Origin of the sequence: Treponema sp. (genome assembly GCF_017430385.1) — a bacterium.
Classification (GTDB): Bacteria; Spirochaetota; Spirochaetia; order Treponematales; family Treponemataceae; genus Treponema_D.
In genome coordinates this window covers 17,241-30,002 of sequence record NZ_JAFRNB010000133.1, presented here as the reverse complement: position 1 = coordinate 30,002, position 12,762 = coordinate 17,241, and the positions used below count along the sequence as shown (strand labels likewise).

Annotated in this window: 9 protein-coding genes; 2 read left to right on the top strand and 7 right to left on the bottom strand. The window is 43.6% G+C overall.

What is annotated here, in order from left to right; all coding sequences use genetic code 11:
• The 7 genes from IJJ71_RS10010 to IJJ71_RS09980 all read right to left on the bottom strand — a co-directional run.
• The coding region (locus IJJ71_RS10010) for an alanine--tRNA ligase-related protein (RefSeq protein WP_296846734.1) at nt 1-525 on the bottom strand (525 nt) is incomplete at its 3' end.
• Between the two features lie 14 nt (nt 526-539).
• Nucleotides 540-2,861 carry a pallilysin-related adhesin gene (locus tag IJJ71_RS10005; RefSeq protein ID WP_296846732.1) on the bottom strand — a complete coding sequence of 774 codons (2,322 nt, stop codon included), beginning with the start codon at nt 2,859-2,861 and terminating at the stop codon, nt 540-542.
• A gap of 37 nt (nt 2,862-2,898) precedes the next feature.
• A complete protein-coding gene (locus IJJ71_RS10000; protein ID WP_296846730.1) occupies nt 2,899-4,263 on the bottom strand; it encodes an MATE family efflux transporter in 1,365 nt (454 codons plus the stop codon).
• Between the two features lie 187 nt (nt 4,264-4,450).
• Nucleotides 4,451-6,577, bottom strand: a complete 2,127-nt coding sequence (locus IJJ71_RS09995) for a methyl-accepting chemotaxis protein (protein WP_296846728.1) — start codon at nt 6,575-6,577, stop codon at nt 4,451-4,453.
• An 82-nt stretch (nt 6,578-6,659) separates the two neighbouring features.
• Nucleotides 6,660-8,717: a methyl-accepting chemotaxis protein gene (locus IJJ71_RS09990; protein ID WP_296846725.1), complete on the bottom strand. Its 2,058-nt coding sequence runs from the start codon at nt 8,715-8,717 to the stop codon at nt 6,660-6,662.
• Nucleotides 8,718-8,861: 144 nt separating this feature from the next.
• Nucleotides 8,862-9,218, bottom strand: coding sequence for a branched-chain amino acid transporter permease (locus tag IJJ71_RS09985; protein ID WP_296846724.1), 357 nt, complete (start codon nt 9,216-9,218; stop codon nt 8,862-8,864).
• Entirely contained in the window at nt 9,215-9,955 is a 741-nt protein-coding gene (locus IJJ71_RS09980) for an AzlC family ABC transporter permease (RefSeq protein WP_296846723.1), read from the bottom strand. The genes IJJ71_RS09985 and IJJ71_RS09980 overlap by 4 nt, the downstream gene beginning before the upstream one ends.
• Nucleotides 9,956-10,064: 109 nt before the next feature.
• Between IJJ71_RS09980 and IJJ71_RS09975 the strand changes: the two genes are divergently transcribed.
• Both IJJ71_RS09975 and IJJ71_RS09970 read left to right on the top strand, forming a co-directional pair.
• Nucleotides 10,065-11,261 (top strand): ABC transporter ATP-binding protein, encoded by a 1,197-nt coding sequence (locus tag IJJ71_RS09975; RefSeq protein ID WP_296846721.1) that lies wholly within the window; start codon nt 10,065-10,067, stop codon nt 11,259-11,261.
• A gap of 80 nt (nt 11,262-11,341) precedes the next feature.
• Complete coding sequence (locus tag IJJ71_RS09970; RefSeq protein WP_296846719.1) at nt 11,342-12,760, top strand: GGDEF domain-containing protein; 1,419 nt, start codon at nt 11,342-11,344, stop codon at nt 12,758-12,760.
• Nucleotides 12,761-12,762 lie beyond the last annotated feature (2 nt).

Sequence of the window (12,762 nt, the reverse complement as noted above, 5' to 3'; positions counted from 1 at the left end):
TTCTGTATCAGGGCCACAAGGACCTGTTGGACCTGCTGCCCACCAGTTGTCAGAAGCCGGAAGATATGCGATTTTGTCTTCTGGCATGCCGTTCTCTTTCCAGTAGCCGGCAGCTTCTTCATCACGAGGAGCATTTTCATCACCTGCAAAAACAGTTACGGAAAGTTTTTTTGGATCGAGAGCAAGCCAGTCTTTGCTTGTAAGGAATTCGTAAGAGAAAGCAATTGATTCTTTTTTGAAATAGTCGCCCAAAGACCAGTTTCCGAGCATTTCGAAACAGGTGAGGTGGCTTGGGTCGCCAACTTCTTCGATATCACCTGTGCGGATACATTTCTGGTAATCAGTTAATCGGGTTCCCGCCGGGTGCTTTTCGCCAAGCAAATACGGAACGAGCGGGTGCATACCAGCCATCGTAAACAAAACTGAAGGGTCATTTTCCGGAATCAAGCTCTGTCCAGAAATCTCAACATGATTCTTTGATTTAAAAAACTCAATGTACTTTGAGCGTAATTCATTAGCAGTCATAGCATAATACCTTACTACTTTTTCAAAATAAATTCTACTCGCCTGTTTTTCCAGCGGTCTTCAAGAGCCGTTGAAAGCGTTGCGGGATTTTTACTACCATTACCGACAGCCTTAAGATTTGCAGCAGGCACGCCGTCTTTTACGAGCCAGTCACGGACATACTGAGCGCGCTGCTCAGAAAGGAGCTTAACTTCATCCTCTTCCTTCTGGCTTCCAGAAAGATTGTTTGCGTTTCCTTCGATTTGAACGCTGTAATCACGGAATTTTTTGAGGATTTCAGAGATTCGCCCCAAGACTTTGACATTATTTTCAAGAGTCTTTTGGTCGAGACCTTTTGTTTTTCCATCATAGTTCGGATTCTGCATGAGCTCTTCGGTTGTTTTGAAATCCGCCGCATCACTTCGGAATGTAATAGAAGGAACTTGGATTTTAACTCGCTCGCCTTCACGCACGACAAGAACATCAACTTTTACAAAACCTTTTACCGTGCTTGAAAGATTATTTGAATCAGTTACCGTAAATTCATAAGGATAATCCGTAGCCGACTGAACGACCTCACCACGAGCACTCTTTCCATCCCAAACGATTTTTTCCTGGAGTTTATCAGTGCCTTTTGTCGTCCAGAATGGCTTGAGCGTTGCCGGATCTTCGACAGTGAAAGACCAGCCCTTCAATGGAGAATCACACTCCGCCTTGACCATAACAGTAAGCTCATCATATTCACCATCGCCATCAGGAGAGAAATATTGCGGAGAAATTCCAACGGAAAGTTTTGGTTCTTTTGAATTCTGAGAAACTTTTGATTCCGTAAAAGACTGAATCTCTTCAACTTTTTCAACTTCATCGTCTTTTGGAGGCGTATATTTTTTTAGGACAAGTGGCGGAACAGATTCCTGATAAAAACCTTCAGGGCTTATCACGGCAGAATACAGCAGAACGGTGTCCTTATCCTTTTCAGACTGGAACGCGGGAATGTAAGAGCCTTTGAAAAATGGAACCTCATGCAAAGAGCGGAACTGGAGAAGCGTGCTCCCAGCAATTTCATTGTCCGTGAACCTTCCAGAATCATAAGAAGTTTTACCGTTTGCAGTGTATGTACCTTCTGAGAATTTTAGAATCGTGCTATCGTTTGTTTCCCAAGTACCTTGCTTGACAAGTTTCTCAATACATTCAGACTGCTTCGTTTTTGATTCTTTTTTAACATCCCTTGAAACGAATTTTTTGTAATTTCCATCCCATTGAGTGCTTTCATTAATCAACATGCGGACATCATCTTGAAGTTTGATTTTGATTTCGTCCGTGCTGACCAGAGAAATGTCAAAACGCCTCTGGAGATTTTCGATTGACTTGTTTACCGCAGAAAAATAGATTCCGTTGCGGCGGAGAGTGCTTTTTAACCAGGAATAAACTTCCTCAGAATCCTCGTACTCAAAAATGATTTCAGCATTGGAAAAATCGAATGAAATATATCTGATGCTTGAACCTGTGTTTTCAGTTTTGTACCAAAGTCCGTCCAGAAATTTTCCAAAAGTTGCTACAGTTCCATCCTGAATTCGGGCAAGCTCCTTTGCTGCAATGCGGTTTCCTGAAACACGGAGAGTTTTTGTAGCGACATAAGCCTGTTCGTCTTCATTCCAGCTGTACATGGTCTGAATTTGATCAAGCTGCGATGATTCAGAATTGATTTTCTTTTGCTCCGAAGTGTAAACCCACACAGGAAAACTTTCACCTTTTGTCTGCGAAAGCTCGTAAGATTCACTACGCGGACTCTGCTGAATGAAAATCGTGCCGTCAGCCTCAAAATCACCAATTGGAGAGAGAACGAATTCCCCCGCCCGGTTGCGGCTTCCCATGAAAATCTTTAGGACGACAGTGCCGCTGTCAGTAATCCCCTGATAGACAAGTGCATTTTTATGATTGCCAAGAACATCCATGCTCGTGCAGGCAAATGTTTTCATCTGCGTGATTTGGGTTGCAATGAAATTTGATCGGACATAACTGCCTGTTTTTGGCTCATACAGGCCGACAATCAGGACAATGTACGGACTTGATGCCGTCTTTACCATATTGATTTGGTCGTCAGCACCATCTCCGTCAATGTCCATTTCGAGCGTTCCGACTAAAGTTTCGCCATTTGAAAGCTGAATAAAAGATGTCTGCTGCAAACCATCAGAATATTCGTTTGTCTGCGTTTTTTCGTCAGCTGCGCCGACCAAAGGAATTACTACACGGGCACGAGAAATTGATGTATTTTTTACAAAAAGGTTCCTGCTGAAAAACAAAAGTGCCAGCAAAGCCGCGGTCAAAACAAAAATGACCGGAATAAAACGCTTCATGGGGAACTATTTTAGCAAAAAAATAAGCTAAAGTACACTAGGAACGCATGTCCCTAAATTCTTTGTTCATAAACAGGAACATCGTGACGGCGATTAAAATTGAGCCGATATCTGCGATTGGCTGCGAGAGAATCAATCCTTCGAGACCAATCAATTTATTCATGATGATGGTACATGGAACAAAGACGAATCCCTGACGGCTGATTGCAAGTGCCAATGATTCTTTTGCTTTACCCATGGCCTGGAACGAGAAGTTCAAAACGAAGAGAATTCCCAGGAATGGGCTGGAATACATGAGTGCACGGAGCATTTTTACGCCCATTTCAATTACAGCTTCGTCTCCGATAAACACGCTTACAATCTGACGAGTAAAGATGAAATAAGCGAAAGTCAAGACAACGCCCGCGATGATATTGCACAAAACGGCGAATTTCATCGTGTCCTTCATGCGGCGGAAATTTCTCGCTCCGAAGTTATATCCTACAAGCGGCTGAACCCCTGCACCCAAACCAAGCTGCACGAAAACTACGAGCATGTTTGCCTTCATCGCGATTCCCATGCCTGCGACGGCAACATCACCGTAAGTTACGAGGAATGTATTCATGAGGATATTGCTCAAACTCATGAGGATGTTTGTGATTGAAGCCGGCAAACCGATTAAAAGAACGCCTTTTAAAATTCCGTTACGAATTGCGAAATATTTTGGGCTTAATGTTAGGACTGAACCAGGCTTACAGACATGAATGAAAAAGAAGAGAATTGAAACAAGATTACCGATTACAGTTGCAATTGCAGCACCGGCAACACCAAGACCGAGGCATGGGATTCCGAGGAAAGAATCAAGGATGAAAATAGGATCGAGGATGATGTTTGCCACCGTTCCGGCCATCATTCCTTTCATTGAGCTTTGAGCCGCACCTTCTCCACGAATCAAGTTTGTGAAAGCCGTGGAAATTACGATTGCAGGACCGCCATAAGCAATCCATGAGAGGTATGACTTTGCAAAGCCGAAAGTGTTTTCACTTGTACCGACAGCATTGAGAATCTGTGCCATAAAAGTAAGCATCAGAATCGCGCCGATTACACCTGTGGCAAAACCCGCGTACAAACAGAACGAGCTGATTTTCTTTGCCTTGTCATATTGCTTTTCACCAAGAGCACGGCTGAGAAACGAGGATCCGCCCATACCAAAAATATTGCCGGCAGCCATAAAGAACAAAAATACAGGAGTCGCCACACTCACCGCAGCAACCTGATTAGGATCACCCGTTCTTCCTACGAAAAATGTGTCTACCATATTGTAAAAAACAGCAACAATCATGCTCAAAACGGTAGGAAGAGCCAGCTTGAAGACCGCCTTTGGAATCGGGTCTTTTTCAAAAACATCGATATTCTTTAACATAGTGGAAATTTAGCAGAAAATGCTAAAAAATGTCAACAAATGCAATTAGATGTCGAAACAAAAAAACGGCTTTCCGCCAGGAACGCGCCATCAAACATCGCAGTGAGCAAAGCTCAGGCGAGTTTGTGTCGCAACCCCGACTCCAGCCGTTTTTTGCCTTAGCAAGCTATAGGCATTTGGTGCCATTTTAGACCTTAAACTTATCAACCTGCTCGCCAATCTTGCTGATTGAGTTGTTGATTTGGTTGGAAACTTCTGTTAAGGCAGCACCGGTTTCGTTGATTTTTCTTGCACCGATTGCCATTTCTTCCATACTCTGGCTCATTGTCATAGCCGCATTCTGAAGCTGCTGAACTTCCTTGAGAATCATCTTGTTGCCCTCGGACATTTCGTTTGAGGCATTTCGGACTTCAACAGTGCTGTCGTTCATTGTGTGCAAAGCTTCGGTAATCTGCTGTGAACCTTCGTTCTGCTCTTCCATTGCGGCACGAATCTGCATGACAAGCGCATCAGTCTCTTCAAGCTTTCGGGAAACGGCTTCAAATGCAATCGCCGACTCGCCGGAAGCAGAAACGACCTGATTGATTGATTCCTTGATGTTGGAAAGCTGATCACCGATTGTCTTTGACTGAGCCGTAGATGTCTCGGAAAGCTTACGGATTTCATCTGCGACGACTGCAAAGCCTTTTCCTGCTTCGCCCGCATGAGCCGCCTCAATAGCCGCGTTCATAGCAAGAAGGTTTGTCTGGCTTGCGATTGCCGCGATTGCAACATTCGCCTCCTGCAACATCTGTGACTGACTTTCGATTTCAGTGATTCGGTCATTGACGGCCTTTTGCTTTGAAATACCCGTCTGTGAATTAGAACGAAGCTCACTGAATGAGTGTGCCATCTTTTCCATAGAACCGTTTACAGAAGAAATGTTTCCTATCATCTCCTCGACGGCCGCACTCGCCTGGGTTACGCCGCTTGACTGTGATTCAATCATGCGCTCCAAAGACTCGATGTTTGAAGCAATCTCATTGACCGCACCCGCTGTCTGTGAGACAGATTGATTCTGACCGTCAATCTGATGCTTCATTGAATCAATGTTCGCGATAATCTGAGTGATTGAACTTGAAGTGTCCTGCGTAGCCCCGGAAAGATTTTCACCAGCAACCATAAGCTCGTCTTTTGAAGATTTGACATCGCCGATAATTGCCTGCAATTTTGAAGCAAATGCGTTGAAACCTTTTACGACATAACCAATCTCATTTCTAGAGTCGATTTCGATTCGTTTTGTCAAATCCGCATCGCCAGAAGCAATTCCACTAATCGCGCCTTCTACTATAGAAAGAGGCTTGAGGGAAGCAATCAAAAGGAATCCGGAAATCAATGCAAGGGCAGAAACACTTACAACCGCAAAAATAATCATAAGATTTCGGATATTGTTGACCAATTCGTAAATCTGAACGTCAGGAATTGCAAGCGCAAATCCCCATGGAGTGCCTTCAATCGGACTGTAAACAATCAAATCTTCGCCTTTGCGCTCCGATGCAGCTGTCCAAATTTCACCAGACTGTCCGCTAGTAACATTCTTCATGGCTGTAATAAGACTTGCATTTTTGCCGTCCTCTTTAAGATCCGTTATAAGATTCTTCTGCATAATCCAGTCTTCGCGAGGATGTGCGATAACCATACCGTCACCTGCGACCAAAAATCCATAACCTTCTTTTCCGATTTTAATCTGGCTGATTTCTTTTGTGATGGTTCCCAAACTTACGATGCCGGTCACCATTGCAAATTTTTTGCCGTTTCTGTCGCGAAGAGGGCTTGAAACATGAATTACAGGCTTTCCGGTCGTTTTTCCGATAACAGGATTGTCGATGAATCGTTCCTGTCCATCATGCATGATGGCCTTAAAATAATCACGCTCCTTAATGTCGGTTGTGCTGCCCAAATCTGTGTAAGCCTTTCCGTTAGTATCTGTAATCATAACATAGTCAAAATCACCACGCATTGATGTATGTTCGGGATCCTGAAGCCATTCAGCACAAGCCTTAAAGTCACCTTCTTTTACTATGTCAGAGTGAATATATCCGTTCAGCTCACGGAAATATCCGTTCAAATCATTGCGCAAAGCAACAGAATACCCCTGCATCATGTTCTCATACATGTGGAGATCTTCCGCAATAATATCCTTTTTAGCATTTGATGTGACAAATGCAACCTGAATAGCATTTACTGCAACGATGACAAGCCCAATAAAAAGAATAAGCCGCCTAACCAAACTAGAACGCATTTCTTTTTTGGCTGGATCCAATTTTTTTGACATAAAAAAACTCCTATAAACAGAAAGTCTATAGGAGTAATTATAGCACAGCTTTAGCTTATTTCAAGAAAATCTTTTCTTAATTTTAAACTTTGAATTGATCTACCTGCTCACCAATTTTATTGATTGATGTGTTCATCTGGCCTGCAACTTCGGTGAGTGCCGCTCCAGTCTCGTTGATTTTGCGTGCACCAACAGCCATTTCTTCCATACTCTGGCTCATTGTCATAGCCGCATTCTGGAGCTGCTGAACTTCCTTGAGAATCATCTTGTTGCCCTCGGACATTTCGTTTGAGGCATTTCGGACTTCAACAGTGCTGTCGTTCATTGTGTGCAAAGCTTCGGTAATCTGCTGTGAACCTTCGTTCTGCTCTTCCATTGCCGCCTTAATCTGCATGACAAGGGCATCGGTTTCTTCGAGTTTGTGAGAAACTGCCTCAAATGCAATCGCTGATTCACCGGAAGCAGAAACAACCTGATTGATTGATTCCTTGATATTGTTGAGCTGGTCGCCGATTGTCTTTGACTGTGCCGTAGATGTCTCGGAAAGCTTACGGATTTCATCTGCAACGACTGCGAAGCCCTTTCCTGCCTCGCCCGCATGTGCAGCCTCGATAGCCGCGTTCATGGCAAGAAGATTTGTCTGGCTTGCGATTGATGCGATGGCGACATTTGCTTCCTGGAGCATTTCTGACTGAGACTCAATCTCAGAGATTCGGTCATTGACGGCCTTTTGTTTTGAAATACCAGCCTGAGAATTTGCCCGAAGTTCATTGAATGAGCCGGCCATCTTTTCCATAGAACCGTTTACAGAAGAAATGTTTCCAATCATCTGCTCGACGGCCGCACTTGCCTGAGTTACGCCGCTTGACTGTGACTCAATCATGCGCTCCAGGGACTCGATGTTTGAGGCAATCTCATTGACCGCCCCGGCCGTCTGATTGACTGACTGATTCTGAGTGTCAATCTGATGCTTCATGCTCTCGATATTTGCAATAATCTCCGTGATTGAGCTTGCCGTGTCCTGCGTAGCCCCGGAAAGATTTTCACCAGCAACCATAAGCTCGTCTTTTGAAGATTTGACATCGCCGATGATTGCCTGCAATTTGCCTGCAAATTTGTTGAATCCGTTTACTACATCGCCAATTTCGTCCTGAGATTTAAGCTCGATTCGTTTTGTAAGATCAGCATCGCCAGAAGAAATATCGTTCAAAGTGACCTTAACGCCGTTGAGAGGTTTAAGAAGCACTCTGAGGAAGACAGTTGCAACAATCACAAGAAGAACTACAAGACCTGCAATAATAGGAATGATGATATAGATAATTTGCCGCATGATGTTCGTGACGACATCCGTAGATTTTGCAACGAAGAGCATTCCCGAAATAGTGCCGGACTCATCTTTTACAGGAGCATAAACCGTGAGATAGTTTTTGCCATTGATTGTGTTTGCACCCTCGTAACGCTCCCCATTGCCAAGAACCTTGTTTACGATAGCCTGATTGTCGAGCTTTGTTCCGACCAAATTTGCGCCAAGAGTCGTTGAAGCACGGACATTTCCTTCAAACATGGTACATTCGACTTTGTAAGAATTTTTGATTGCGTTTACAAATTCCGGATCCGTCATGCTGAAAGTACCGACTACAGTACCGACTATTTTATTATCCTTGCTGATTGGATAGGCATAAACAAGGCTGTAGTTATAAATTTCTGTGGCTTCATAGGAATATTCTTTGTTGCCGATGAGAGCCCGTGAAACTGCATGAGAACCAGAAAGGTTGACGCCGCGCCTGCCATTTCCGCCGACAACAATACCACTTGCATCTGTTACCAGAAGGAAATCAATATCGAGTACTTTTTTCTGCTCTACAGCAAGGGTGTTAGCAGTCTCAAAATCTCCGGCCGCAAGAGCAGCGGAAAGACGGGTTTTGTCAGCAAGAACAAGCGTTGAATACTGAAGCTGTTGCCGCCAGTTATCAAGCGTGTCCATGACACCAAGTTCCGTTGTCTCCAGATTTTCCAGAGTCATTGTTGAAACTTCGCTTCCTGTTATTTCTGAAGCAACAAATCCTACGGCTGCAGATGCAACGACAATCGCCGCGGCCGCAAGAAGGCTTATTTTTGTAGAAAGTTTTAAACTTTTCATTTTTCGCTCCTCATTTAAAGATAATCCCACCTTTTTGAAATCTTTAAATTGTCTCAAATTATTATCGGTAAATTTTTTAAATCTGTCAAATTTTTTAGGGTTATCAGAGGATTAAATTCAGAAAATATAAGAAAAAGACTTGGATTAGAAAAGATAATTCAAAATCATGTAAAACAAAGTGCCGCCAAAGATACTAATCATAGCGTTGTTTTTCCATACATGAAGAAGAACGGTTAAAAACACGGAAACAAATGCACAAACAATAGAAGAAAGTTCATCGATATTCCGGCCATTAACAAAAATCAAATCAGTTGTGTATGACTTTAGACATGCAATAAAAAGAACCGCAATTGAGAGAGCCGGAATAAATTTTTCGATAAAGGAAAAGAATTTAGGAGTCTTTCGTCTTGCAAAAATCAAAAAAGGCAAGAGACGAAGAAGAAACATCATGAATCCGATTGCAAAAGTTGCGATTAGTGCCTCGTTTACCGTGAGCTTCATTTTCGCCCCCTTCCTCGTATCAAAATCATGACTGCGATTCCAAGGCAAAGCCCTGCAAGAATCACATACTGTCCCGGAAGAATGATTCGGCCGTCAATTTTGAGATAAGAAAGAGCAACCGCAACAGCTGTTGTGAGCAAGCCGACAAAAGATGGAAGAAAATCTTTGCTCGCACGGATTTGATTTATCATCAGCACGACGAAAAGTGCCGTAAGCGCAAAATCAACGCCGTTCAAGTAGCCATCTGGAATTGAATTGCCAATTAAAGCCCCGACCAGAGAGCCAACCACCCAATATGAATAATTGAAAATCGAAACGATGGCAAGATATGAACCTTTGTCAGCATCCGGGGGAATGTTGCATGAAGAGACAAGGGCAAAAGTTTCGTCAGTGATTGTAAAAATCAGTGGAATTTTCCATTTTCCTGTTCCGCGATAAGACTCAATCAATGAAAGTGAGTAAAAAACATGCCTTAAACCTATAAAAAATTCGATTCCAAGAAAAGTGAAGAGGGAAGCCCAAAAAGATGTGACGCCGAGAATGCCTGATGCAAACAATGCGATTCCGATGTACTGCCCCGTTCCTGAATAAATCACGAGACTCATTACAACGGCAAGCCACCATGGAAAACCTGCGTTCACAACAACAAGACCGAAAGGAATTCCAATCGCCATATAGCCGAAAAAAACAGGCATTGTGAGTTTAACCGCTCTTCTGAAATTTGAAGAATCAAGCATTGCCTTATCTTAAAACGAAAACTTCTTTTCTTCAATTATTTTCTATATATTTAGACATTTTTTTCAAATTCTTATTGCAAACTTTGTGTTTAACATCTATTTTAATTGTATGAAAGGCAGTCAGGTTTCGATTCAGAATGTTCACAAACAGTTCGGAGATTTTGTCGCTCTCGACAACATTGATTTTACTATTAAACAAGGCGAATTCTTCACGCTTTTAGGCCCTAGTGGCTGTGGAAAGACAACTCTTCTCCGCATCCTTGCAGGCTTTGAATTCCCAGATGAAGGCACAGTTCTCTTTGACGATGTGGATGTCACTGAACTTCCACCGAACAAACGCCATTCCAACACGGTTTTCCAGAATTACGCACTTTTCCCGCATCTCAGCGTTTACGAGAATATCGCGTTCCCGCTCCGACTCAAAAAAATCGATAAAAAGACAATCGACGAAAAAGTAAGGCATTATGTCCACCTTGTCGAGCTTGACGAGCACATCTTTAAAAAACCGAACCAGCTTTCGGGTGGTCAGAGGCAGCGAGTCGCAATCGCACGAGCATTGATTAACGAGCCAAAAGTCCTTCTTTTGGACGAGCCTCTTTCGGCCCTTGACGCAAAACTGCGCTCAAATCTTCTGGTCGAGCTTGATCATCTCCACGACAAAATCGGAATCACCTTCATTTTCGTAACCCACGACCAGAGCGAAGCCCTTGCAGTTTCAGACCGAATCGCAGTAATGAATCACGGCCATGTTCTGCAGGTTGGCTCTCCGTTCGAGATTTATGAAAGCCCGGCAACTCAGTTCGTAGCACAGTTCATCGGTGAGACAAATCTTTTTGAAGCAAAAGTCGTAAAATGCGAAAGCTACAAAGTTCCCGGCAAAGCCGACATCGAGCACATGGTCACTCTCAACGTTCCTGCACTCGGAATGCAGGCTCAGCTCAAAGGCGACACTCAGGCAACAAAAGAAGAAGACAAAAACATCCTCGTCACAGATTACGAGCACACAGATGAAGGCCAGCAGGTTGCATTCACAGTCCGCCCGGAAAAAATCCGAATCACACTCGAAGAACCGGATGTAAGGGGCCGCAAGGACATCAATGTGTTCAAGGGAATCGTCGAAGAGCCGGTCTACACTGGCTTCCAGTCAAAATTCTATGTAAAGCTTGAAAAAACAGGCACAATCGTCAAAGTTTTCAAGCAGCACCAGAATTATCTTGATGAAGGCCCGGAGATTCAGTGGAAGGACACAGTCTACATCTCATGGTCAGCCGAAGACGGCTACATTGTCGAAGATATTGAAAAGTGAGAAGTTAGCAGGGAGCAGTTAGCAGTTTTTCGTGCTTCGCGCGCCTTAATTCCCAACTAGCCAAAAAGGAGGATAAAGCCATGCCGCCACACAGTTACAAAAAGCCGCTCGGACGGAGCATTTCTATAGGTTGTATTGTCTTTGTCGCGCTTCTCTGTCTTGTCTTAAGCCTCGTGAATCAGGCGACTTATAAGCGAGGGCTTTATGCCCGCTATGAAGAACATATTCGTGACCTTCTCACCTTTGTGCAGAGCCAGATTGATACCGATGACCTTGCAAATTGCATTAAGACAGGCGAAAAATCTCCTAAATACCTTGAGCTTCAAAAATTCATGGATACTTTCAAGGACAATGTGAAACTCCAATACCTTTATGTAATCCGCCCTTTAAGCAAAAACCCGCCTGACAATGTTATGAATATTATCGCCGCGATGAGCAGCTACGAAAAAGAATTCATGCCCGAAATGAAAGTAGAGCTGAACGGGCTTACTGGCGAAGAATATTCTATCGAATGCGTCAGCGAATATCTGAAAGCGGCGGAGAAAAAAGAAATTTCCTTTTTTTCGGACTCTTGGGTGAAAAACGGAGTTGTTTACATGATGTACACAGGCTCGCTCCCGATTTTTACTTCTTCGGGCGAATACATCGGCCTTTTATGTGTTGACATCGACATTACGGAAATCCGAAAAGTCATCAAGGAATCCACGCTTACCAACATCATCTTGATTCTCATACTCGGTCTTACTTTTATCACGCTTTTCATAATCTGGGCGCATTACAACATCGCAAAGCCGATTCAAAAACTGGAAAACAGCGTGACGACATTCGCATATCAGCATAAGGGAAAAGAAGATATTGACTCGCTCGTGATTGAAGACCCGAACATTCATACGAATAACGAAGTCGAATCGCTTGCAAATGCGGTCGTAAAAATGTCAAAAGATATGCGCGTATATGTTGAGAATATAATCGAAGCCGAAAGCAAGGCGCGTACGATGAGCGAACTGGCGAACAAAGACGCGCTTACCTGCGTCAGAAACAAAACCGCCTACGATAACTACGCCGAAAATGTAATAAACAAGCAAATCAAGGAAGGAACTGCGGAATTTGCCGTGGCTATGGTTGACTTGAACCACCTTAAAAAAATCAACGACACTTACGGGCACGAGCACGGAAACGACTACATAAAAATGTCGTGCAATGTAATCTGCCACATTTTCGCCCACTCTCCCGTTTTCAGAGTCGGCGGAGATGAATTCGTCGTGATTTTAAAAGGCGATGATTTTAAAAACCGAAAGAAACTTCTGACCGAAGCGACCGATGTTTTTAAAAACACCAGCGCGAACGAGAGCGCAAATCCATGGGAACGGCTTTCCGCCGCAATCGGCATTTCGGACTTTAATTCCCAGACCGACAAAAGCATAAACGATGTTTTCAACCGCGCCGATGAAGCCATGTACGCAAACAAAGTCGCGATGAAAGCGGTGAGAGAAGAGTAAGG

Coding starts and splice junctions, on each gene's coding strand:
- IJJ71_RS10005 (WP_296846732.1), bottom strand. CDS start 2,861: ATGAAGCGTTTTATTCCGGTCATTTTTGTTTTGACCGCGGCTTTGCTG.
- IJJ71_RS10000 (WP_296846730.1), bottom strand. CDS start 4,263: ATGTTAAAGAATATCGATGTTTTTGAAAAAGACCCGATTCCAAAGGCG.
- IJJ71_RS09995 (WP_296846728.1), bottom strand. CDS start 6,577: ATGTCAAAAAAATTGGATCCAGCCAAAAAAGAAATGCGTTCTAGTTTG.
- IJJ71_RS09990 (WP_296846725.1), bottom strand. CDS start 8,717: ATGAAAAGTTTAAAACTTTCTACAAAAATAAGCCTTCTTGCGGCCGCG.
- IJJ71_RS09985 (WP_296846724.1), bottom strand. CDS start 9,218: ATGAAGCTCACGGTAAACGAGGCACTAATCGCAACTTTTGCAATCGGA.
- IJJ71_RS09980 (WP_296846723.1), bottom strand. CDS start 9,955: ATGCTTGATTCTTCAAATTTCAGAAGAGCGGTTAAACTCACAATGCCT.
- IJJ71_RS09975 (WP_296846721.1), top strand. CDS start 10,065: ATGAAAGGCAGTCAGGTTTCGATTCAGAATGTTCACAAACAGTTCGGA.
- IJJ71_RS09970 (WP_296846719.1), top strand. CDS start 11,342: ATGCCGCCACACAGTTACAAAAAGCCGCTCGGACGGAGCATTTCTATA.